Below are 23159 nucleotides of genomic sequence, written 5' to 3' on the forward strand. Positions count from 1 at the left end.
GCCGCGGGCAGGGAGAGACGTTTTGAAGCACTGGACCATCCTCGCGAGCGGTTCGCTCCTCGCAGTGACGGCGGCTGCGGTTGCGCAGGACGGCGCGCCCCGTGTCCAGCCGGTGCAGGTCGATCCCAGCCGACCCGACTGGGAGAACCCGGCAGTCTATGCGCGCGGCAAGATGCCCGCCAGCGCCACGCACTTCCCGTACGAAAGCCTCGCCGCGGCGACCGCCGGCGACATGACCAGGTCGTCGCGCTACCTGTCGCTCGACGGGCAGTGGAAGTTCGCCTTCTCGCCCTCCTCCGACGCGGTGCCGGCCGGGTTCGAGCGGCCGGATTACGACGTCGCCGCGTGGAAGAGCATCAAGGTCCCCGCCGACTGGCAGACCGAGGGTTACGACCAGCCGCGCTACAACAACATCACCTATCCATTTCCCGCCAACCGGCCGCTGATCCCGCACGCGACCAACCCGGTCGGATCGTACCGGCGCGATATCGAACTGCCCGCCGGGTGGGCGGGGGAGGACGTGGTCCTGCACATCGGCGCGGCCGGTTCCGCCTACCGCGTGTGGGTGAACGGGCAGGAGGCCGGCTATTCGGAGGACTCCAAGCTTCCCAGCGACTTCGACGTCACGCGGCTGGTGAAGCCGGGCCGCAACACGGTGGCGATCCAGGTGCACCGCTGGTCGGACGGCAGCTACATCGAGGATCAGGATTTCTGGCGCGTGTCGGGGATCGAGCGCTCGGTGTACATGGTCGCCGCACCCAAGTCGCGCGTGCGCGACCTGTTCGTGAAGGCGGGGCTCGACGGCTCCTATCGCAACGGCACGCTGGCGACCGAACTCGCGGTGACGCCCTCGACCAAGCCGATGACCGCGCGCATGACGCTGATGGACGGCGATCGTCAGGTGCTGGTGAAGGAGGCGCGCGTCGCGCCCGGTCGCGCCGAGCGCACCGTGACGCTGTCCGCGCCGGTGCCGGGCGTGCGCGCGTGGTCGGCGGAGACGCCCAACCTCTACAAGCTGATGGTCGAATTGCTCGACGCCGACGGCACCGTCATCCAGGCCACGCCGCAGCGGATCGGGTTCCGTACGGTCGAGATCAAGAACGCCCGGGTGGTGGTCAACGGTCGCCAGATCATGATCCGCGGCGTCAATCGGCATGAGCATGATCCGGAGACGTTCCACGTCATCTCCGAAGCGTCGATGCGCCGCGATATCGAGTTGATGAAGCGCAACAACATCAACGCGGTGCGGACGTCGCATTATCCGAACGACCCGCGCTGGTACGACCTCGCCGACGAATACGGCCTCTACGTGATGGACGAGGCCAATATCGAGAGCCACGCGTACATGGACTACGCGAACAAGCATCCGGAGCTCCGCCCGAAGCTCCAGATCGGCTTCGACCCGGCCTGGGAGGGCGCGCACGTCAGTCGCGTCACCAACATGGTCGAGCGGGACAAGAACCACCCTTCGATCATCTTCTGGTCGCTGGGCAACGAAGCCGGCATCGGCCCCAATTTCGAGAAGGCCGCCGCCGCCGCCCGCCGCCGCGATCCTTCGCGGCTGATCTCGTATCTGGGCTGGGGTACGCTCGACTGGAATCATGCGCCCAACGGCTTCGTCGACATCTATGCGCCGATGTACGACGACATCGAGAAGATGGTGGACTGGGCGACCGACCCGACCCGCACGCAGCCGATGATCCAGTGCGAGTACGCGCACATGCAGGGCAATTCCGGCGGCAACTTCAAGGATTATTGGGACACCATCTACAAATACGACAAGCTGCAGGGCGGCTTCATCTGGGACTGGGTGGACCAGTCGATGTACCGGTACACCAAGGACGGTCGTCGCTATTGGGGCGACGGCGGCGAATACGGTCCGAACCCCGGCGGCGACATCGAGTTCGGCGACGGCCTGAACCAGCCCGACCGCACGCCCAACCCTCAACTGTACGAGGTCCAGAAGGTCCTCTCGCCAATCCAGTTCGACGGGTTCGATCCCGCGACCGGTCGCGTCACCGTGCGCAACCGTCACGATTTTCGCGACCTGTCCGGCTTCGACTTCGACTGGGTCGTGGAGGAAGACGGCGTCGCCGTGGCGCAGGGCGCGCTACCCGCACTGACGCTCGCCGCGCGTTCGGCGGAGGTGGTGACGCTGCCGCTGCCCGCCTTCACGCGCAAGTCGGGCGCGGAGTATCTCGTCACCGTCCGCGCCCGTGCCAAGGCGAACGCGGTGCCGCTGGTACCCGCCGGCTACACGGTCGGGTGGGAGCAGTTCGCCATGGGCAGTACGCCGAAACCGGTCGTCGCGCGCAGCGGCGCGGTGGCGGTGCGCGACACCGCCGATGCGGTGCGGCTGTCGGCGGGCAACGCAAGCCTGACGATCGATCGCAAGACCGGACTGGTCGACGGCTATGCCCGCGGCGGTACGGTGCTGGCGACCGGCGGCGCGCCGCATTTCTGGCGCGCGGAAACCGACAACGACACCGCCAACGGCGTCATCGCCCTGGTCGGGCCGTGGAAGGGCTTCAACGACGAGCGTCAGGTGCGCTCGGTTGCGGTGCGCAAGACCGATGCGGGGGCGGAGATCGTCGTAGATCACGAGATGGGGGCAGGGGCTGTACGCTTCGTCACCACCTACACGATGGCGGGCGACGGATCGGTCGCGGTCGCGGGCGAACTGACGCCGCTGAAGAGCGACCTGCCGCCGCCGATCCGCGTCGGCCTGCAATATGCGATGCCGACCAGCATCAAGACGGTGGAGTGGTATGGGCGCGGGCCGCACGAAAGCTATGTCGATCGCAAGACGAGTGCGGCAATCGGCCTGTGGCGCGGTGCGATCGCGGAGCAGAACCACGATTTCATGCGGCCGCAGGACACCGGCAACAAGGTCGACGTGCGCTGGATGGAATTGTCGGGCGCGGGTAACGGGTTGAGGGTCGTCAGCGAGACGCCGCTGATGATGAACGCACTGGCATTTCCCTACACCGATCTCTATCGCCGCGCGCCGGGAACGTGGAAGTCGAGCGACATCGTGCCGCATGGCCAGGTATCGTTGCTGATCGACGCGGCGCAGTGGGGCGTCGGTGGCGACACGACGTGGAGCGATGTCGGCAAGCCGCACATGCAGTACCGCACGAAGCTGGAGCCGACACGCGTCGCCTTCCGCTTCGAACCGTTTGCAGGCGAGGGTACAACTCCGACAAAGGCGAAGCCGGCGAAGGCGACCGAGCCGCAGTAGTTCCGTCAACTGGCCGCGGAATGAGCGCGTTACGTCGCGGCGGGAGTGCAGATCGGCCACACTCCCGCCGCTTATCGCATTGTTAAGTCCGACATATATTGCATTCGTCCGATAAAGCGGACTAGCGCGGCGGCGGGTATTACCGCCGCCGTCCGGCGTCGGGATCTCCCGGGTTCAGCAGGCCGAGCACGGCCGCACGGTGCACATCGCACCGGTGGAGAGGACGAGACGATGAAGCGCGCACCCCTATTCCTGTTGTCGAGCGCCACGATGGCGTTGGTGATCGCCGGCGCGATGCCCGCCGCCGCGCAGGATGCGCCTGCCGCCACCGCGCAGGATGCGCCCGCCGCCACCGCGCAGGATGCGCCCGCCGCCGACACCGCGGCTCAGGTCAACCCCGGCTCCGATATCGCCCCCGGGCCGGCCGCTCCGCAGACGCCGACCGCGCCGCAGTCGCCGGAGGGCGGCCAGGACCAGCAGGCGGCACGGGCCGCACCGCCCGCCGGCTACGCCGCGCAAGGCGACGACGGCGATATCGTCGTGACCGGGTTCCGCCAAAGCCTCAGCTCCGCGCAGGCGTTGAAGCGCGACTCCGACTCGATCATCGACGCGATCGTTGCCGAGGATATCGGCAAGCTGCCCGACAACAACGCGTCGGAGGCGCTCGCCCGCATCACCGGCGTGCAGGTCAACCGCTCGAACGACGAAGCGAACGGCGTGCTGGTCCGCGGCTTGCCCGACCTGACGACCACCTTCAACGGTCGCGAGATCTTCACTGCGGAGAACCGCGGCGTCGCGTTGCAGGATTTCCCAGCCGGTGCGTTGGCCGCGCTGGAGGTATACAAGTCGGGCACGTCGAACCTGATCGAGCCGGGCCTCGCCGGCCTGATCAACGTGCGCTCGCGTCGCCCGTTCGACTTCGACGGGCTGGAGATCGCCGGCGCGATCCGCGGTACGTACAACGACCAGTCGAACAAATACGACCCCAACGGCAACCTGCTCATCAGCAACCGTTGGGAGACGGGGATCGGCGACTTCGGCGCGCTCATCAACTTCGCCTATACGCAGTCGCACTATCGCAACGCCGTCCGCTATGACGAGGCGTTCGTGCGGACGCCGGTCGGCGACCTCGGCACCACCGACGACGACCTGCCGGTCACCACTCCCGGCGTCGGCAACGCGTTCGCCTTCCCCGGCTCGATCGGCAATTACTACAGCCGCGGCAAGCGCTGGCGGCCGTCGATCAATGGCTCGCTCCAGTGGAAGCCTGCGTCGAACCTCGAAATCTATGCCGACGGCCTGTGGCAGGCGTATCGCGGCGAGGCGGCGAACGAGTGGTTCAACGCCAACCTCGAACGCGCGAGCGTCGACGGCGTCCGCCCGACCCTGAGCAACGTCGTGCTCGTCGAGGGTGAGCCGAACAAGGCCGCCAGCCTGACCAAGACCGGCGGCTACCCGGCAGAGATGTACCGTTCGACCAACAACGACCGCACCGACACCTATCAGGGGGCGATCGGCTTCGTCTGGAGTGTCGGTCGCGCGAAGATTTCGAGCGATTTCGCCTATACCACGTCGACCTACACCGCGAGCGAGTACAGCCTCGACTCCCAGTTCACCTCCGCGCCCACCGTCAACGCGGCGTTCGACGTGAAGGGATCGGTCGATTACGATCTGAACGGCTATGACGCGCAGAACCCCGCCAACTATGCGTGGCGCGGCTATTACGAGCGTCGCTACAAGGCGAAGGGCGACGGCATCCAGTGGCGCGCCGACGTCGATCTCGCCACCGACTTCGCGGTGCTGCCGTCGATCCAGTTCGGCGTCCGCTACGTCGATCGCAATTCCAGCCTGGACCAGGGCAACCGCTACGCGAACACCTCGACACTCGGCATCCCGCTCGCCAGCCTGCCGTCGGGCGCGCTGGAGACGGTGACGGACGGCTTCCGCAGCGACACGCTGCCCGGATTCCAGAACTGGCTGATGCCGAGCCGTTCGAACATCCGCGAGAATTTCGCTGGTCTTCAGCAGGCGTCGATCGCGGCGCTGACGCAGCTTGCGGCGGCGAACCCGACCGATGCGGGCATCGCCGACAACCTCGCCCGTTTCCAGACGGCGATCATTCCGCTGGATCCGCTTGGCGGCTTCACCGCGGCCGAGCAGACCTACGCCTTCTACGCGCAGGGCAAGTATGAACTGACTGTCGGCGGTCTGGAGATCGACGGGACGTTCGGCGTGCGCGCAGTGAACACCGACGGCCGCTATTCGGGCTTCCAGCGTTCGGTCGATGCCGCGGGCGTCGCCAGCATCGATCCGATCACGAACAAGCAGAACTACCTCGATATCCTGCCGTCTGCGAATATGCGGATCAAGTTCACGCCCAAATTCCAGGCGCGCTTCGCCTATACGGAAACGCGCACCCGCCCCACCTTCGGTCAGTTGAACCCGGGCGCGACCGTGACGTTCAACAGCCAGACCTCGGGCGGGCAGACCACCGGGCCGGACGGACAGCCGCTGTTCAACGCCTTCATCACCCGCGGCAATCCCAACCTCCAGCCGCTGACCTCGAACAACTTCGATGCCACGCTGGAATGGTATTTCTCGAAGACGGGGTCGCTGACCGGCGCGGTATTCTATCGCGACCTGTACGGCTTCATCAACACCTACACCAACCCGGTCGAGAACTTCGAGGGGTTGGGCCGGGTCCAGTTGACGCAGCCGGAAAATGCCGGGGCCGGCAAGGTCAAGGGCGCGGAAATCGGCGTCCAGTCGTTCTTCGACTTCCTGCCCGGGTTCCTCAGCGGATTCGGCGGACAGGCGAACGTCACCTATCTCGATGGCACCAACGAACTGCCCTCGGCCCTGGGCGAGCAGGCCCCGATCGTGCCGATCACCGGCGTGTCGAAGTGGACGTACAACCTGACGGCCTTCTACGAGCGCGGGCCGATCTCGACGCGGCTGTCGTACAATCGTCGCAGCCAGTACGTGAACAGCTTCAACCGCAACGTCAACGAGGAGCAATATGCCGGCGAGACGACGCGCGCGGTTGAGCGGCTCGATTATTCGCTGGCCTACACGCCGTTCAAGAACCTGACGCTGACGGCGGATATCAACAACATCCTGGCGACGCCGTTCAACAACTACCGCAACTACAATGCCACGCAGTTCTTCCCGCGCGATGTTCGCGAGGAAGGGCGCTACTACAGCCTCGGTGCCCGGTTCCGGTTCTGAGGTTACGATGAAAAACGCGTTCGCCATCCTCGCTCTGTGTCTCGCCGGAGCGGGGGTGGCAGCGGACGTTCCGGCACCGCGTTGGGATGCGCCCGGTGCGGGCAACCCGTTGCTGCCGGGCTATTTCGCCGACCCGTCGATCGTGCGCGACAAGGGCCGCTGGTACATCTTCGCGACGATCGACCCGTGGGGCGATGACCGGCTCGGCCTCTGGCAGTCGGACAACGGGCGCGACTGGACCTTCTCGACACCCGACTGGCCGACCAAACGGGCGGCGACCAGCCCCACGTCGGGCGACGCCAAGGTCTGGGCACCGTCCGTCGTGCAGGCGAGGGATGGCCGCTGGTGGATGTACGTCTCGGTAGGCAACGAGATCTGGGTCGGTACTGCACCCTCGGCGGCGGGGCCGTGGCGCGATGCGAATGGCGGCAAGCCGCTGGTGAACAAGGCGTTCGCGCCGAAGTATCACATGATCGACGCGGAGGCCTTCATCGACGACGACGGGCAGGCGTATCTGTACTGGGGCTCCGGCTGGAACTGGACCAACGGGCATTGCTTCGTCGCGAAGCTGAAACCCGACATGATCGGCTTCGACGGTCCGGTCCGCGACGTGACGCCCACGAACTATTTCGAGGGGCCCTTCATGGTGAAGGCGAACGGCCGTTATTTCCTGACCTACAGCGACGGCAACACGACCAAGGACACGTACAAGGTCCGCTATGCCGTCGGCGCGACGCCGTTCGGCCCGTTCACGGAGGGCGCGACCAGCCCGATCCTTCAGACCGACGCCGCGCGACAGGTCATCAGCCCCGGCCACCACGCCATCTTCCGCGCGGGCGGCAAGCCCTACATCCTCTACCACCGGCAGGGCTTGCCCTTCGATTCCCCCGGCACCGAGGTGAAGCGGCAGGTGGCGGTCGACGCGCTTCTATTCGCGGCGGACGGCACGATCGCGAAGGTCATACCGACCCATACCGGTGCGGCGGTGTCCGGCTTCGCAGCCCAGCGCCGTCGCGGTCTCCGCTGGCAGGCGAGTGGCAGCGCGGGCGATTCGCTGCACGGACCGGATCGTGCAGCGGACGATAATTACGCCACTGTGTGGAAACCAACGGGAACGGGTGCTGCGACCCTGATCGCCGATCTCGGCGCGATCCGGCAGGTTCGCGAAACGCGACTTCGGCCCGAATTTGCGACGAAGCCATATCGTTTCCGCATCGAGCAGTCGCGCGACGGTCGCACCTGGTCGGCGCTGGCTCCGGACGCGGTTCGCAGCGGTTCGCCGATCGTCGTCGCACACCCGGCGACCACCCGCTGGCTGCGGATGGTTTTCGCCGATTCCAAGGACATCGGTGTATGGGAATGGTCGATCGACTGATTGCGCGAGCATGAACGACCCGTTATGTCCGAGTAATCGAACATCGCTGCGACGATGACGGACACGAGACGGGAGAGATCGATGATGAGGACCTGGCGCACATTCGCCGCCGCCCTGCTGCTGACGACCAGCGGTGGCGCCGTCGCCCAAACCGAGCAGGCACCTGCCGCCACAGCGCAGGGTACGCTCACCGCGACTGCGACCGTCCGCGGCGACACGCCCGGCGCGACCTACGACCGCCGCGTCTTCACGCAGTTTGCGGAGCATCTCGGCAACGGCATCTATGGCGGCCTGTGGGTCGGCAACGATCGCAAGATTCCGAACACGCGCGGCTTCCGCAACGACGTGGTCGGCGCGCTGAAGGGGCTGGGCGTGCCCGTCATCCGCTGGCCGGGCGGCTGTTTCGCCGACGAATATCACTGGCGCGAGGGAATCGGGCCGAAGGCGAAGCGCCCGGTCAAGATCAACACCCACTGGGGCGGCGTGACCGAGCCGAACACCGTCGGCACGCACGAGTTCATGGACCTCGCGGAACAGGTCGGCGCGGACGCCTATATCAGCGGCAACGTCGGCAACGGCAGCCCGCAGGAAATGGCGGAGTGGGTCGAATACATGACCTCGCCCGCCGGTACGCTGGCCGACGAGCGTGCTAAGAACGGCCGCAAGGAGCCGTGGAAGGTGCCGCTGTTCGGCGTCGGCAACGAACTGTGGGGCTGCGGCGGCAACATGCGCGCACCCTATGCGGCGGACGTGACGCGTCGCTACGCGACCTTCATCAAGGCGCCGGCGGGCACCCGCATCCTGAAGGTCGCATCGGGCGCGAACAGCGACGATTACGAGTGGACGGAAACGATGATCCGCGACGCATCGGGTCAGATCGATGCGCTGTCGCTCCATTACTACACCGTCCCCGGCGGCTGGGCGCCGAGCATGTCGCCATCCAAGTTCGACGAGGCCGGCTGGGCCGAGACGCTCGCGGAAACGTGGCGGATGGACGAGATCATCACCAAGCATTCCAAGATCATGGACAAGTACGATCCGAACAAGCGGATCTGGCTGGCGATCGACGAATGGGGCACGTGGTACGGGCAGGACGAGGGCACGCATCCGGGCTTCCTGCGCCAGCAGAACTCGCTGCGCGACGCGCTGGTCGCGGCGATCAACCTCAACATCTTCGCCAAGCATGCCGACCGCGTGAAGCTGACCGCGATCGCGCAGATGGTCAACGTGCTGCAGGCGATGATCCTGACCGAGGGGCCGAAGATGGTCCTGACGCCGACCTATCACGTCTTCAAGATGTACAAGCCGTACATGGACGCGACGGTGCTGCCGATCGAACTGAAGTCGCCCTGGTACAACAAGGACAAGTGGGTCGTCCCCACCGTCAGCGCGAGCGCGGTCCGCGACAAGGCGGGTCAGGTCCATGTCGGCATGGCCAACAGCGATCCGAACCGGTCGATCACCGTGTCGACGACGCTGACCGGCGTCACCGCCAGCGGCGTCACCGGCACGATCGTCACCGCCCCGACGATGACGGCGATCAACACGTTCGATCAGCCGAACAATGTCGTGCCGACCGCCTTCAACGGCGCGCAGCTCGGCGGCGGAACGCTGACCGTCACGCTGCCGCCCAAGTCGGTCGTGATGCTCGACCTGCGCTGAGGAAAGTCCGATGATCCGGATCGTCCTTGCCGCCGCGCTCTCCCTGCTTGCAGGGGGAGCGACGGTCGCCCAGGAGCCGCCGTCGCCGCTCAACACGCGGCTGGAGGGGGCGATCGCCCCTGTCCACGATCCGGTCATCATCCGCGCCGGCGATACCTATTACGTCTATGGGACCGGTCTGGGGCCGGGCCAGATGCTCGGCGCGCGGACATCGAAGGACCTGATCCACTGGGCAGAGGCCCCGTCGCCGATCGCCGCGTTGCCCGAATGGGCGACGAAGGCGGTGCCCGGCACGAAGGGCATGTGGGCCCCCGACATCAGTTATGTGAACGGACGTTACCGCCTCTATTATTCCGTCTCGACCTTCGGGTCGAACCGGTCGGCGATCGGGCTGGCGACCAGCGCGACGCTCGATCCCGCCGCGCCCGGCTATGGCTGGCGCGACGAGGGGATGGTGGTCGGCTCGACGTCGGACAGCGACTATAACGCGATCGACCCGAACCTGATCGTCGCGCGCGACGGTCGCCAGTATCTCGCGCTCGGCAGTTTCTGGACCGGCCTCAAGCTGTTCGAGCTGAACCCGAAGACCGGCAAGCTGCTGAAGCCCGGTGCCGCGCCGGTGTCGATCGCCCGCCGCCCAGCGCCCGCCAACGGCCCCGCGCCGATCGAGGCACCGTTCGTGATCGATCACGGCGGCTACTACTGGCTGCTCGCCAGCTACGACTATTGCTGCAAGGGCGCGCAGAGCACCTACTACACGGTCGTCGGTCGATCGAAGGAGGTCGCCGGGCCGTATCTGGGCAAGGACGGTAGTTCGATGTTGCAGGGCGGCGGCACGATCTTCCTGCGCGCCGACCTTCAGGAGCAACAGCGCTACCGCGGACCCGGCCACGCCGGCGCGTTCCGCGACAAGGACGGCACGGACTACGTCGTCTATCATGCGTACGACAGGCAGAACAAGGGCGCGCCGACACTGCGCATCGCCCGCATCCGCTGGGGCGCGGACGGGTGGCCGGTGGCGGAGCAGTAATCCGTCAGAACATGCATAAACACGGGCAGCCGCCGACAACTTCGCCTCATTCGGACGTCCCCCGACCGTTCGTGCGGAGCCTGTCGAAGTACGTCGCCAAAGCCCTGCGACAGGCTCGGGGCGAACGGTGATTGGCGGCGACGCAGGTGTGACGGCCGACATGACAAGATACAGGACGTAATGGAGAGCATCATGGATCCGATCACCCGCCGTCTGTTCATCGCCGGCTCCACCGCCACCCTGGCGGTGCCCGCGTTGGCGCAGCGGCGTGCCGTGCCGGTCAACCCGCTGGTCCGCCAGCGCGCCGATGCGCAGGTGTTCCGCCACACCGACGGCTGGTATTACTTGACCGGCTCGGTTCCCGAGTACGACCGGCTCGTCCTGCGCCGGTCGAAGACGATCGCCGGGCTGACGACGGCGAAGGAAGCGGTGCTCTGGCGGCACGAGGCGTCGGGGCCGCGGTCCGGCTTCCTGTGGGCACCGGAACTGCACCTGATCGACGGTCGCTGGATCATGTATTTCGCCGCCGGGCCCAGCGGCGGCGGCGAGGACGTGTTCCGCATCCGCACCTATGCGGTCGTGTGTGACGGTCCCGATCCGATGACGGGCAAATGGTCCGTGCTCGGCCAGCTGGAAACGCCGTGGGACAGCTTCAACCTCGATTCCACCAGCTTCGTCCACCGCGGCACGCGCTATCTGGCGTGGGCCCAGCGGGAGCCGGGGATCGAGACCAACTCCAACCTGTATCTCGCGCCGCTGGCGACGCCGCTGACGCTCGCGGCCAAGCCCGTGCGTCTGACGGTACCGACGCTGCCGTGGGAAATCCGCGGCTACAAGGTCGCGGAGGCGCCGGCGCTGCTCGCCCGCAACGGGCGGCTGTTCATGACCTACTCGGCCAGCGCTACCGACGCGCGCTACTGCCTGGGTATGCTCACCACAAAGGACGACGCGGACATCATGGACCCTGCGGCCTGGGCGAAGTCGCAACAGCCGGTGATGAAGACCAGCGCCGCGCACAAGATCTACGGCCCCGGCCATAACAGCTTCACGGTCGACGAGCGCGGGCGGGACATGCTCGTCTTCCATGCGCGCGATTATGAGCCGATCAAGGGCGACCCGCTCTTCGATCCGAACCGCCACACCCGCGTCCAGCCGATCCGCTACGACGCGGCCGGCGTGCCGCAGTTCGACCCGCCCGTCGCCAACGGGCCGGTGCGTTGAAGGCGCTGCTGCTGGCGGCGACCGCCGCGCTTCTCTGTGCGGCGGCGTCACCGCCGGCGCTCGACACGAAGGCGATTGCCAAGTCGCGGTTCGGCAACGATGCACCCTGGTACGAGAACCGCATCCCGTTCTTCGAATCCGCCGACCCGAAGATCGACGCGGTCTATTATTATCGGTGGTCGCTTTACCGGGCGCATCAGCGTGACCTCGGCGAGCGTGGTTACATCTCGACGGAATTCCTCGATGATGTGGGCTGGCAGCTCGAACCCTGGGCCAGCCTGAACGACGCTACCGGCTTCCATCTGGGCGAGGGGCGGTGGTTGAACGACCGGCGCTTCGCCGACGATTACATCGCGCACATGTATAATGGTGGCAACGACCGCCACTTTACCGACTACATGGCCGACAGCGTGTGGGGCCGGTATCTGGTGGACGGCGATCGCGCGGGGGCGACGCGGCACCTGACGGCGATGCGGACGCTCTACGGCCAGTGGGACGATCATTTCGACAAGGCGAAGGGGCTGTATTGGGTCGAGCCGCTGCTCGATGCGACCGAGTATACGATCTCCTCGATCGACGCTTCCGGCGGGCAGGAGGGGTTCACCGGCGGCAACGCGTTCCGCCCCTCGATCAACGCGTATATGTTTGCCAACGCCCGTGCGATCGCGGAGATCGCGGCGCTGTCCGGCGATGCCGCGACGGCGAGGGACTATACCACGCGTGCCGCCGACATCCGGACGCGGGTGCAGCGTGACCTGTGGAGCCCGGCGCTTGGCCACTTCATCGACCGGTACAAGGTCGACAATCAGTTCGTGAAATACTGGGAGCCGATCCGCGGTCGAGAACTGGTCGGCTATCTGCCCTGGACGTTCGATCTGGCCGCCGACGATCCCCGCTTCGCCGCCGCGTGGAGCCACGTCCTGTCGCCGACCGAACTCGGCGGTGCGGGCGGGATGCGGACGGTCGAACCCTCCTACCAATATTATATGCACCAATATCGGTACGAGAACGGCGTGTTCACCGGCGGTCGGCCCGAATGCCAGTGGAATGGTCCCGTCTGGCCGTTCCAGACCACGCAGGTGCTGCTCGGCATGGCCAATTTGCTCGATCACTACAAACAGTCGGTGGTGACGCGCGGCGACTATATGCGCCTGCTGCGCCAGTACACGCAGCTCCATTACCAGGGCGACGCGCTGGATCTGGAGGAGGACTACCATCCGGACACCGGCCGGCCGATCGTCGGGTTGGGCCGTAGCCATCATTACTTCCACTCGGGCTATGCCGATCTGATCCTCGGTGGCCTCGTCGGTATCCGTCCGCGTGCGGATGACGTGCTGGAGGTGAACCCGCTGCTGCCGGACGCGCGCGATCCGCAGGCGCTGGCGTGGTTCCGCGTGCAGGATGTGCCCTATCATGGCCACCGCGTTGCCGTGACGTGGGACGCAACCGGCCGGCATTACGGGCGCAAGGGCCTGTCGATCGAGGTCGATGGCCGCGCGGTGGCGCAGCGCGCGACGCTCGGTCGTCTGACCGTGCCGGTGACGCGCTCCGCCCCGCCGCCCATCGATCGCCCGATCGATCGCGCGGTGCAACTGAAGCGCACCGACTTCCCCAAGGGCAGCGCGTCCACCGCCGACGAAGCGGAAAACGTCCACGACGCGATCGATGGCCGCGTCTGGTTCTTCCCCGAACTCGGCAATGGCTGGTCCTCAAAGCCCTCTCCGGCGCAGCAATGGTATGCGATCGACCTCGGCAAGCCGGTGAAGCTGGAGCGCGCCGAACTCGCCTTCTTCGCGGACGGCGGCCACTTCGCTGCGCCGCGTGCGTACCGGATGCAGGCGTGGGTTGGCGGCACGTGGCGCGATCTGCCCGCACGGGCGGATCCACCGGTGGCGAACGGGATCACGCACGCGCGCTGGTCGGCGACTACGACCAGCAAGGTGCGCGTGATGTTCGACTTGACCCCCAACCGGGCGATGCGGCTGGTGGAGGCGAAGCTGTACTGATCCGGGCTGGCGGCCGGCATCCCACTCTCTCGTCACCCCAGCGAAAGCTGGGGTCTCTGGCTGTCGGAGTACGCCTCTCCACGAGACCCCAGCTTTCGCTGGGGGGGCGGATGGGCGGCTAGGATCGTAAGCGTTCTCGTCATGCCGGGACTAGCCCGGCATGACGTGTCCGACGCTTTCACCCCCCGATCGACAGCTGCGTATCCTCCAGCGCCAAATCGACCAGCGTCTTCATCGCCGCGCTCGCGGCCGGACCGTCGCCCGCTGCGATCGCGTCGAGCACCACGCGATGGTCCGGGATCGGGTTGCGGGGCAGGGCGCGCTGACGCTGCTTGAACTGCGTCGTCCAGTTCACCGCCGCCCCGATGCTCGCGCTCAGCACCATCAGCGCCGGATTGCCGGTGGCATGCAGGATCGCGTTGTGGAAATCGCGGTCCGCCGCGCGACCCGCCTCGCTCGCCAAGGTATGGCGGGTCATCGCCGCCAGCGCGTCCTTCATCGCCTTTAGCTGCACACGGTCGCGCCGCTCGGCGGCCAGCGCCGCCGCTGCCGGTTCGACGATCCCGCGAAGTTCGAACAAGCCACGGATCAGATCGCGGTCGGGCTCGCCCGAGAACGCCCAGGCGAGCACCTCCGGGTCGAGCAGGTTCCACCGGTCGCGCGGCAGCACGCGGGTGCCCGCCTTGGGCCGGCTTTCGACCAGCCCCTTCGCCGCCAGCACGCGCACGGCTTCGCGGTAAGCGCTGCGCGACACGTCGAGCGCTTCGGAAAAGGCGACCTCGCCCGACAGAACTTGCCCCGGCACGTACTCGCCGGACAGGATGGCGATGCCCAGCTTGCGCGCGATGCCGCCATGCAGCCGCCGGCCGGTGCCACGCGGCACGCGCACGCCGTCCACGGTCCGGAGAACGCCCGGCAACAGGGCGTCGGGCAGGTCGGTATCGGTCATCGGCATCTCTCCCCGCCCGACTATTATCAGGCGATCCGGGAGCCTAACAGCCAATTGTCCGAGCGGAAACGGATCATCGCGTCGCCAGCGTGGGGGCCGCCGCGCCGTCCGTCATCCGGACCGGCAGGATCGCCCCGTTCTTCCCATAGCTGAGCCGATCGATCGCAACGACGCGCTCGCCCTTGAACGGGGCGGGACCGGGGCGCTGCTCCCACCGGTGATAGACGATCAGCGTGCGCCCGTCCGGCGTCGGCACGATGCTGTGATGCCCCGGCCCCTGATGCTTCGCGTCGCTCGTCAGGATCGCGCCGCGGTACCGCCACGGGCCGAGCGGCGAGGATGACGTGGCATAATGGACGGAGTAGTCGGGTCCGTTGAAGCGGCCGTGACTGTACGACAGGTAGTAGGTGCCGGCGCGGTAGTTGACGAACGCGCCCTCGGTGAAGTTCTTCGGTGTCGTGACCGGCATCTCGCGTACGACCGACATCATGTCGTCGGCCATCTGCCACACGCGCAGCTTCGCGCCGGCGCTGCCGCCCGCATACAAATAGGCGACGCCGGTCTTCGGATCGACGAATACCATCGGATCGATCGCTTCGAACCCGTTGCCGCCGGTGACGAGCGGCTTGCCGCTGTCGCGGTACGGCCCCTGCGGGCGATCGCCGACGGCGACGCCGATCCGACTGGGCGTCGGGTTCTGCGGCCCGACCGAATAATAGAGATAGTATTTGCCATTGCGCGTCGCGATGCCGGGTGCCCAGAGGAAATGTTCCCGCGCCCCGTCGTCGCCGATCCACTTGATCTGGTCGCGCCGGATCAGTTCGCCGCGCGCGGTCCAGTGCCGCAGGTCGCGCGACGACCACGCGCCGAAGCGGTCGGCGTCCCAGCTTCCGGTCGCGGTGCCGGTCTGGTCCTTGGGGCCGCCAGTTGGAAACACCCATAGCTCGCCGTCGATCATCATCGCGTGCGGGTCGGCGCCTTCGAACTGCGGGTTTCCGGGCGTGCCGCCGTCGCGCGGCAGCGGCGCGGCGGCGCCGAGGGTCAGGACGGCGAACAGGCCGAACAGGGCAGGGCGCATGGCATATCTCTCCCGAAGTTTCGGATGACGTATTTTCGTGCAGCATATCATGCGACGCTGGAATATCGAGGCTTGTTATAAGACTAATATGCCGTGATACTCGGAGCTTAGCGATCAGGCCGCGATAGACGGCGAACTGGAGGAAGAGGCGCGATGAAGATCCTTTGGGCGACCCTGCTGGCGAGCGTGGCACTGGCCGCAACGCCTGCCGACGCGCGCAGCCGCTGGACGGAGGCGCAGGCCAGTGCGTGGTACGCGAAACAGCCCTGGCTGGTCGGTGCGAACTACGCCCCCGCCACTGCGATCAACCAGCTGGAGATGTGGCAGGCGGAGACGTGGGACCCGAAGCGGATCGACTACGAACTCGGCCTAGCGCAAGGCATCGGCATGAACACCATGCGCGTGTTCCTGCACGATCAGCTCTGGCAGCAGGATGCGGAGGGCTTCAAGCGCCGCATAGGTGAGTTCCTGACGATCGCGCAGCGTCACGGCATCAAGCCCCTGTTCGTGCTGTTCGACAGTTGCTGGGACCCGAACCCCGTGTTGGGGCCTCAGCATCCGCCGATCCCCGGCGTCCACAACAGTGGCTGGGTGCAGGGCCCCGGCATGCCCGGCCTGCGCGATCGCAGCCGCTATTCCGGCTACAAGGCCTATGTTCAGGGCGTGATCCGCGCGTTCGCGACCGACGATCGTATCCTCGGCTGGGATGTCTGGAATGAGCCCGATAATGGCGCGGACCAGTATAAGGGGCAGGAGGGCAAGGAGCCGCTGGTCCGCGCGATGCTGGCGCAGGTGTTCGACTGGGCACGCGATGCCGATCCGTCGCAGCCGCTGACCTCGGGCGTGTGGCTGGGCAACGACTGGACGCCGAACGGCAAGTCGTCGCCGATGGAGAAGCTGCAATTGACGCAGTCGGACGTCATCAGTTTCCACGACTATAACTGGCCCGAGACGTTCGAGGGGCGCATCCGCCAGTTGCTGCCCTATGGTCGTCCGATCCTGTGCACCGAATATATGGCGCGCGGCAACGGATCGACCTTCGACGGCAGCCTGCCGATCGCCAAGCGTTACAACGTCGCGGCGATGAACTGGGGCTTCGTCGACGGCAAGACGCAGACGCGGCTGCCGTGGGACAGTTGGCAGAAGCCATACGTCATGGCCGAGCCGACGATCTGGTTCCACGAGGTGTTCCGCAACGACGGCACCCCGTATCGCGCGGCCGAAACCGACCTGATCCGCCGCCTTGCTGCCGCGCCGAAGGGCGTGGTGCCGGCTCCAGTTGCCGCTCCGCCGCCGCCGGCGCGCAAGCGGCGCTGAGGCCACTCTCCCGAACCTTCGTCATGCCGGCTCGCCCCGGCATGACGAAAGTTCGCTACCTGATCCCCAGATCCGCCGGCCCGAACGCATCGGGCAGCAGTTCCGAAAGGCGATAGCTGCGCACCGCATCGCCCTGCGCCGCGCCGCAATGTACCGGCAGGTCGCGTCCGCCGAGTTGCGCGGCCTCGTTCAGCACCTGACGGCATCGGCCGCAGGGGCTGACCGGCACCGTGCCGGTGGCAAGTCCGTCGGCGTCCATCGCGCCGCCGATCACGCCCACCGCCACAACCTCGCGCAATCGTCCCGCGGCGCTGGCTGTCGCGACCGCCACCGTTTCAGCACAGAGCGACAGGCCGTAGCTGGCATTCTCCACGTTGGCGCCCGTCACGATGCTGCCGTCGGTCATCAGCAGCGCCGCCCCGACCGCAAAGCGCGAATAGGGTGCGTGCGCGTGGCGCGCGGCCTCCCGCGCGGCGGCGATCAGGCGAGTCGCTTCGGTGTCGGTCATGGTGCCACTACGTCCCAATTCACGGGTCCTTCGATGCCGTCGACACGGCGGATATCGGTCGCGCGCCATATCTGCCAGGGATGCGCAGGGTAGGCGGGCGTGAAGAAATTGCCCGTCGCCCAAACCGGCCGGGCAAGGGCGGCGGTCAACGTGTACTCACGTTCCACCGACTTCGCGATCCGGAGCAGGGCGGGCTTGCCCGTGTGCGTCTCCACGATCGTCAGGAACCGGCGCAGCTCCGCGATCAGCGCCGTACGCTCCGGCCGGGCGGCGCAATCCTCCCGGAACGACAGGTCGACCGCAGCGGGCAGCGCATCGCCGGTGCGCGGCACCACCGTGTTGAACGCGTTCGCCTGATCCTCCGCCGGTTGGCACAGCGAGTAGAGGTGCACCGCGCCGCGCCGCATCCCCGCGTCGGGCAGAGCCTGCCAGTTCGTCTCGAAATTGGGCGCGCGACGGTCTGTGCCGCTGGTCGCGACCAGATACGCGAAATCCGCGCCGCGGCCGCGCACCGTCGGCCATTCGGGGACGGCGGCATCCTCGCCGAGATCGACCCCCTGCAATTTGTAGCGCTCGGTCGACGGCGCCCAATGCGTGACGAGATGCCAGCCGCCGACCCCTAGCGCGCCGACCGTCGCCAGCCCGCCCACCAGTGCATGCCAGACTTTAACCACGGATATGCAGGACGCAGATCAGCGTGAAGAGGCGACGGGCGGTGTCGAAATCCACCGCGATCTTGCCGTCGAGCCGTTCCATCAACAGCTCCGCCGCCTCGTTGTGGACGCCGCGCCGGGCCATATCGACGGTTTCGATCTGTTGCGGGGTGGAGGCGCGGATCGCCTGGTAATAGCTGTCACAGATCGCGAAATAGTCGCGGATCGGCCGCCGGAAACGCGCCATCGACAGGATGAGCGTTTCGAGCGGCGTATCGTCCTCGCGCTTGATCGCCAGCACCAGCCGACCCTCTTCGACGGAGATCGCCAGCCGGTACGGGCCCTCGTATCCGTCCGGCGCGGGCCGCTGCGGCGCGAAGCTGTTGCCCTCCAGCAGGTCGAAAATCGCGATTCGCCGCTCCTGCTCGACGTCCGCGGATCGCCACAGGATCGTGCGCTCGTCCAGCGTGACGTCGATGATGCGGCGATCGGCCATGACCCCGATTACGGTGAACCGCATGCCCCGGCAATGGCGCGGGGCGGGCCACGGCGCTACAGCACGGCGCATGGCCACACTCGCATTTCCGACTCCCGCTACCCCCGTCGTGGAGCAGCAGCTTCCCCGCAACGTCGAGGCGGAGGCGGCGATGCTCGGCGCGATGATGATCGACAACCGGCTGGCCGACGATCTGGTCGACCGGCTCGAGCCGGTGCATTTCTTCGAACCACTGCACGGCCGCATCTTCGCGGCGATCAAGACGCTGCGCGCCAACGACATGCTGGCGACGCCGGTGACGCTGCGCCCGATGTTCGAGGCGGACGAGGCGATGCGCGAACTGGGCGGACCGTCCTACCTCGCCGGCCTGACCGGCTCGGGCGCCGGCCTGATCGGCGCGCGCCAGTTCGCGACCCAGATCTACGACCTCGCCATGCTGCGCGCGCTGGTGACGGTCGGCCGGACGCTGGTCGACCGGGCGATGGACACGTCGGAAGAGGTCAATCCGCGCGCCCAGATCGAGGCGGCCGAGGAGGAGCTTTACAAGGTCGCGGGCGACGGCGGCGCGGAAAACGCGACGAAGACGTTCGCGCAGGCGACGACGATGGCCGTCAAGATGGCGGAGCGCGCGCTGAACAGTGGCGGCAACCTGTCGGGCGTGACCACCGGCCTCGACTCGATCAACGCCAAGATCGGCGGCATGCATCATTCCGACTTGATGATCCTCGCCGGCCGACCCGGCATGGGCAAGACGTCGCTGGCGACCAACATCGCCTTCAACGCCGCCCGCCGCTGGATGCGCGACATGGCGGACGGGATCGCGCCCGCCGATTCGGTCGGTGCGAAGGTCGCGTTCTTCTCGCTGGAAATGAGCGCCGACCAGCTCGCCACGCGTATTCTGGCCGAACAGGCGCGGATCAGCTCCGAAAACCTGCGCATGGGCAAGATCAGCCGCGCCGAGTTCGCGCAGCTGGCGGCGGCGGCGGCGGAGCTGGAGAATCTGCCGCTGTTCATCGACGATACCGGCGGTCTCAGCATCTCGGCGCTGCATACCCGCGTCCGTCGACTGCAGCGGCGGCATAATAACGAGATCGGACTGGTCGTTGTCGACTATCTCCAGCTGCTGACCGCGGGCGGCAAGGGCTCGGAGAACCGCGTGCAGGAAATCTCCGAAATCTCGCGCGGGCTAAAGACGTTGGCCAAGGATATGAACGTGCCCGTGCTGGCGCTGTCGCAGCTCAGCCGCGCGGTCGAAAGCCGCGAGGACAAGCGGCCGATGTTGTCGGATCTGCGCGAATCGGGATCGATCGAGCAGGACGCGGACATGGTCTGGTTCGTGTTCCGCGAGGATTACTACATCGCCGCCAAGGAGCCGAAGCGCCCGACCGAGGGTGACGACAGCCGCATCTTCGAGGATCACCAGAAATGGGCGACCGAGATGGAGCGCGTCTACGGACTCGCCGAACTGATCGTCGCCAAGCAGCGCCACGGTGCGACCGGCAAGGTGGTGATGAAGTTTGACCCGACGATCACCCGCTTCTCCGATTATGCGGGCTATTGATCGGCCCCAGATCGACGGCCCCAGATCGAAGGCCGCGCTTGAGGCGGATCGATCGGGCGGCGCGCGACGCGTGGCCCGCAACGTGCTAACGATCGCGGCGTGACGGACAGTCCGCCGCGGATCGGGAGTGCCGGATGTACAAATGGCCGTATGCGGATTGGGCGAAAGCGGGCTTCGACGCCTGGGCCCTGGGGATGGAAGCGTCGGCGGTGATCGGCATGCGCGTCGCCAAGATCGCGTCTGGCGGCGACGCCGACCAGCGCGAGACACGTCTGATGATGCAGGAAAAGATGCAGGCTGCATTGGAACTGCAATTCGCGATGGCGACCGGCGGGCTCGGGTCTACGCCGCTGGCCGGCACGCAAAAGGTGCTGAAGCACTACCAGCGCAAGGTCGGCGCGAATCGTCGCCGGCTGGGCAAGGCCGGGGGGTAGGGGCGGAGTTATCCTATCGTATAGTTCCCCTCCCCTGAAGAGGGGCTGGGGTATGACGCACGATCGATCCACCCAATCCGTTCGCCCTGAGCTTGTCGAAGGGCATGGGTTTCACCTGTGCTTCGACAGGCTCAGCACGAACGGATTGGGTTCGTATCAAACTTTAGAAGCCTTGCAGCGACTCCACCCTCAACAAAACGGCCGGATCGCCAGCACCAGTTCCGTCTGACGGTTCGTCCCCGTCTTCTCGAACAGCGCCTTGACCTGATTGCGCACGGTGCCCGTCGCCGCACCCCGATGCGCAGCGACGGTGGCGATGTCGTGTCCTTCCGCCAGCATCAATGCCACCTCCGCCTCCGCCGGGGTCAACGCATAGGCCGCCTGGAGCAGCGCGACGGGATCGGCACTCCGCCGCTGCGTGCGAATCGTCAGCACGGCGCGGGCGGCCGATAACGGTCCTTCTATCCGGGTCGGCAATGGGGCGAGGTCGACGATCGCCGGCTCCCGCCCCCGCACCGGCCGCAGCGCGACGGACACGCGACCGGCCATCGGCCGTTCGGGACAGGTCACCTCGCGGAATGCCGCGTCCAGGGCAGCATCGGCCCCCGGACCGGTGGCGATCACGCGACCGTAGCGGATCGTCAGGTGGTTTGACGTGCGCAGGATCGCCTCCGCCGCCGCCGACAGCGATGCCAGCTTGCGGTCGAAGCCCAGCAGGATCGTCGGGCCCGACAGATGCTCCGCCGTGCGCACCAGCGCCGTGTCGATCGCGGTGCCGAGCATCAGGCTGGCACCCAAGGTCGCGGCGATGGCGGGAGCGACCGCCTCCAGCAGACGGCGTTCCTCGTCGCCCGCGTCGCCGCTGCGCGCCGGCCGCAGCACCGCCATCGCCATCTGCGCGCTGTCGCCGGTGTGGCCCAGCGGCACGATGCACGAATGCGGGATGTCGTAATCGGTGAACAGGCCTGTGTAGATCGGCAAGCGATCGCGCATCGCGTCCGTCGTGAAATCACGGTCGGTCCGACATCGGAACGCCGGCCCCTCGATTGCAGCCCGCGTGCGCGGATTGTGCGTCGGATCGGCCCCGCCGGCGCGCAGATAGTCATGTTCGACGTAGCGACCGAAATCGGACAGCAGGTTGACGAACAGCCCCCGGCGCGGATCGATCGCCGCGATCTGCGCCGCGGCACCGCCCGTCGCGCGGGCAAGCGTCTCCAACGAGTCGGCCCAACTCGTCATGCCCATCGCAGCTTGTCGAAATCGTTCGACCAGCGCCTGTGCGTCCGGCGTCATGCGTATTCCCCCCCATCCGACGTCCCCACGCCGGAATGTTCGAAAATGCATCTAAATATAGGATTTGCAAGGTGGCTTATCCCAAATGGGACATGCGCGGCGCGTCGCCGCATCGCAAAAGCCGGGCGGGGATAGGACAAGTTTTGTTCTAACGGGGGAAATGTTGATGTTAGTGAAATACTTGATCGCCGCAGTGGCGATCGGTGTCGTAACGCCGGCGATGGCGCAGGATGCGGGATCGGATGGGGGCATCCGGTTCAGTGCGGCCGTGACCGGCGGTACTTTGGGCGTCGGGCCGGAAGTCGGCGCCCGCTTTTCGGACCATGTCGGTGTCCGCGCCAGCGCCACGTTCCTGGGCGTCAGCGGCGATATCGATCCGGACGACATCACCTATGACGGCAAGCTGAAGCTGGAAAGCTATGGCCTGATGGCGGACATCTACCCGCTGGGCGAGCATTTCCGCATCTCTGCGGGCGCGCGCATCAACAAGAACCGCGCGCGGGTGAGCGCGACGCCGGCGACCGACGTCGACGTCGGTGACGAGACCTATACGCCGGCGCAGATCGGGACGCTGCGCGGCCGCGCCGAGGTGAAGAAGTTCGCCCCGGCGGTGACGGTCGGCTGGAGCGGCGGCAACCGTCGCGGCTTCATGTTCGGCTTCGACGCCGGCGTGCTGTTCCAGGGATCGGTCAGGATCCGTGAATTTACCTCGACGGGATCGCTGTCCAACAACGCCGCGTTCCGCGCCAATCTCGAAGCGGAGCGCCGCGACGTTCAGGACGATGTCGACGATTACAAGCTCTACCCGATCGTACAGTTCAGCATCGGCTATCGTTTCTGACAGCCGACACTGGGCACGGGTCTGCGGAGTCGGGGCCGCAGACCCGATCGCCCGATCTCCAGGGGGAGACCTCGGCCGGGCACCGCGATCGCGGTGACCCGGCCTTTTTCGCGGGCGCTACGCCGAGCCTAGCCGGTTAGTTCAGCGATCCGACCGTAAGCTCGGCCTGGCGCTGTCGTCCCAGCCTCCGGTCGAGAGCGGGGATCGCACCCAGTCATCCCAGCGGAAGCTGGGATCTCCTTGAGGAGAGGTCGTCCCGCTACGAC

16 protein-coding genes and 1 pseudogene are annotated in these 23159 nt (G+C 66.7%); 11 read left to right on the plus strand and 6 right to left on the minus strand.

Features of this window, described 5'->3' with window-relative positions; translation table 11 throughout:
• Positions 1-22: 22 nt before the first annotated feature.
• The 7 genes and pseudogenes from AC0CH8_RS06640 (at position 23) to AC0CH8_RS06670 (ending at position 13763) form a co-directional block, all read left to right on the plus strand.
• Positions 23-3241, plus strand: a complete 3219-nt coding sequence (locus tag AC0CH8_RS06640; protein ID WP_465239201.1) for a glycoside hydrolase family 2 TIM barrel-domain containing protein — start codon at positions 23-25, stop codon at positions 3239-3241.
• A 231-nt stretch (positions 3242-3472) separates the two neighbouring features.
• The gene (locus AC0CH8_RS06645; RefSeq protein WP_465239202.1) at positions 3473-6469 is read left to right on the plus strand and encodes a TonB-dependent receptor; all 2997 of its coding nucleotides are present in this window, start codon (positions 3473-3475) and stop codon (positions 6467-6469) included.
• Positions 6470-6476: 7 nt separating this feature from the next.
• A complete protein-coding gene (locus AC0CH8_RS06650; RefSeq protein ID WP_465239203.1) occupies positions 6477-7844 on the plus strand; it encodes a family 43 glycosylhydrolase in 1368 nt (455 codons plus the stop codon).
• Between the two features lie 81 nt (positions 7845-7925).
• On the plus strand, positions 7926-9506 hold the full coding sequence (locus AC0CH8_RS06655; RefSeq protein ID WP_465239204.1) for an alpha-N-arabinofuranosidase: 1581 nt from the start codon (positions 7926-7928) through the stop codon (positions 9504-9506).
• A 10-nt stretch (positions 9507-9516) separates the two neighbouring features.
• The gene (locus AC0CH8_RS06660) at positions 9517-10536 is read left to right on the plus strand and encodes an arabinan endo-1,5-alpha-L-arabinosidase (protein WP_465239205.1); all 1020 of its coding nucleotides are present in this window, start codon (positions 9517-9519) and stop codon (positions 10534-10536) included.
• Between the two features lie 192 nt (positions 10537-10728).
• A pseudogene (locus tag AC0CH8_RS06665) lies at positions 10729-11751 on the plus strand (glycoside hydrolase family 43 protein); the annotation flags it as partial.
• Positions 11752-11753: 2 nt separating this feature from the next.
• Positions 11754-13763 (plus strand): MGH1-like glycoside hydrolase domain-containing protein, encoded by a 2010-nt coding sequence (locus tag AC0CH8_RS06670; protein ID WP_465239206.1) that lies wholly within the window; start codon positions 11754-11756, stop codon positions 13761-13763.
• Positions 13764-13941: 178 nt separating this feature from the next.
• Here AC0CH8_RS06670 and AC0CH8_RS06675 read toward each other — a convergent pair whose 3' ends face one another.
• Both AC0CH8_RS06675 and AC0CH8_RS06680 read right to left on the minus strand, forming a co-directional pair.
• Entirely contained in the window at positions 13942-14712 is a 771-nt protein-coding gene (locus AC0CH8_RS06675; RefSeq protein WP_204199644.1) for a FadR/GntR family transcriptional regulator, read from the minus strand.
• 73 nt (positions 14713-14785) lie between these two features.
• Positions 14786-15790, minus strand: coding sequence for a family 43 glycosylhydrolase (locus AC0CH8_RS06680; RefSeq protein WP_465239207.1), 1005 nt, complete (start codon positions 15788-15790; stop codon positions 14786-14788).
• 153 nt (positions 15791-15943) lie between these two features.
• Between AC0CH8_RS06680 and AC0CH8_RS06685 the strand changes: the two genes are divergently transcribed.
• Complete coding sequence (locus tag AC0CH8_RS06685; protein ID WP_465239208.1) at positions 15944-17107, plus strand: cellulase family glycosylhydrolase; 1164 nt, start codon at positions 15944-15946, stop codon at positions 17105-17107.
• Between the two features lie 55 nt (positions 17108-17162).
• On the opposite strand, the gene AC0CH8_RS06690 is transcribed toward AC0CH8_RS06685, so the two are convergent.
• Genes AC0CH8_RS06690 through AC0CH8_RS06700 form a run of 3 tightly spaced genes read right to left on the minus strand, consistent with a single transcriptional unit; the run spans position 17163 to position 18764 of the window.
• Positions 17163-17615, minus strand: coding sequence for a cytidine deaminase (locus AC0CH8_RS06690; RefSeq protein WP_465239209.1), 453 nt, complete (start codon positions 17613-17615; stop codon positions 17163-17165).
• A complete protein-coding gene (locus tag AC0CH8_RS06695; protein ID WP_465239210.1) occupies positions 17612-18289 on the minus strand; it encodes a GH25 family lysozyme in 678 nt (225 codons plus the stop codon). The genes AC0CH8_RS06690 and AC0CH8_RS06695 overlap by 4 nt, the downstream gene beginning before the upstream one ends.
• The gene (locus AC0CH8_RS06700; protein ID WP_465239585.1) at positions 18282-18764 is read right to left on the minus strand and encodes a UPF0262 family protein; all 483 of its coding nucleotides are present in this window, start codon (positions 18762-18764) and stop codon (positions 18282-18284) included. Before AC0CH8_RS06700 ends, AC0CH8_RS06695 begins: the two co-directional genes overlap by 8 nt.
• Before the next feature lie 70 nt (positions 18765-18834).
• On the opposite strand from AC0CH8_RS06700, the gene AC0CH8_RS06705 reads away from it, so the two are divergent.
• Together AC0CH8_RS06705 and AC0CH8_RS06710 are read left to right on the plus strand one after the other, a co-directional pair.
• On the plus strand, positions 18835-20325 hold the full coding sequence (locus AC0CH8_RS06705) for a replicative DNA helicase (RefSeq protein ID WP_204199639.1): 1491 nt from the start codon (positions 18835-18837) through the stop codon (positions 20323-20325).
• A gap of 134 nt (positions 20326-20459) precedes the next feature.
• Positions 20460-20759, plus strand: a complete 300-nt coding sequence (locus AC0CH8_RS06710) for a hypothetical protein (RefSeq protein ID WP_204199638.1) — start codon at positions 20460-20462, stop codon at positions 20757-20759.
• A 189-nt stretch (positions 20760-20948) separates the two neighbouring features.
• On the opposite strand, the gene AC0CH8_RS06715 is transcribed toward AC0CH8_RS06710, so the two are convergent.
• Positions 20949-22052, minus strand: a complete 1104-nt coding sequence (locus tag AC0CH8_RS06715) for a helix-turn-helix transcriptional regulator (protein WP_465239211.1) — start codon at positions 22050-22052, stop codon at positions 20949-20951.
• 166 nt (positions 22053-22218) lie between these two features.
• On the opposite strand from AC0CH8_RS06715, the gene AC0CH8_RS06720 reads away from it, so the two are divergent.
• Complete coding sequence (locus AC0CH8_RS06720) at positions 22219-22893, plus strand: hypothetical protein (RefSeq protein ID WP_465239212.1); 675 nt, start codon at positions 22219-22221, stop codon at positions 22891-22893.
• The last annotated feature ends 266 nt before the right edge of the window (positions 22894-23159 follow it).

It is taken from the genome of Sphingomonas sp. AC435, from assembly GCF_979253005.1.

Bases quoted from the DNA above. Each gene is read 5' to 3' on its own strand.
- AC0CH8_RS06680 (WP_465239207.1), bottom strand. From the start codon at position 15,790: ATGCGCCCTGCCCTGTTCGGCCTGTTCGCCGTCCTGACCCTCGGCGCC.
- AC0CH8_RS06655 (WP_465239204.1), top strand. From the start codon at position 7,926: ATGATGAGGACCTGGCGCACATTCGCCGCCGCCCTGCTGCTGACGACC.
- AC0CH8_RS06660 (WP_465239205.1), top strand. From the start codon at position 9,517: ATGATCCGGATCGTCCTTGCCGCCGCGCTCTCCCTGCTTGCAGGGGGA.
- AC0CH8_RS06715 (WP_465239211.1), bottom strand. From the start codon at position 22,052: ATGACGCCGGACGCACAGGCGCTGGTCGAACGATTTCGACAAGCTGCG.
- AC0CH8_RS06645 (WP_465239202.1), top strand. From the start codon at position 3,473: ATGAAGCGCGCACCCCTATTCCTGTTGTCGAGCGCCACGATGGCGTTG.
- AC0CH8_RS06690 (WP_465239209.1), bottom strand. From the start codon at position 17,615: ATGACCGACACCGAAGCGACTCGCCTGATCGCCGCCGCGCGGGAGGCC.
- AC0CH8_RS06700 (WP_465239585.1), bottom strand. From the start codon at position 18,764: ATGGCCGATCGCCGCATCATCGACGTCACGCTGGACGAGCGCACGATC.
- AC0CH8_RS06650 (WP_465239203.1), top strand. From the start codon at position 6,477: ATGAAAAACGCGTTCGCCATCCTCGCTCTGTGTCTCGCCGGAGCGGGG.
- AC0CH8_RS06710 (WP_204199638.1), top strand. From the start codon at position 20,460: ATGTACAAATGGCCGTATGCGGATTGGGCGAAAGCGGGCTTCGACGCC.
- AC0CH8_RS06705 (WP_204199639.1), top strand. From the start codon at position 18,835: ATGGCCACACTCGCATTTCCGACTCCCGCTACCCCCGTCGTGGAGCAG.
- AC0CH8_RS06685 (WP_465239208.1), top strand. From the start codon at position 15,944: ATGAAGATCCTTTGGGCGACCCTGCTGGCGAGCGTGGCACTGGCCGCA.
- AC0CH8_RS06720 (WP_465239212.1), top strand. From the start codon at position 22,219: ATGTTAGTGAAATACTTGATCGCCGCAGTGGCGATCGGTGTCGTAACG.
- AC0CH8_RS06675 (WP_204199644.1), bottom strand. From the start codon at position 14,712: ATGACCGATACCGACCTGCCCGACGCCCTGTTGCCGGGCGTTCTCCGG.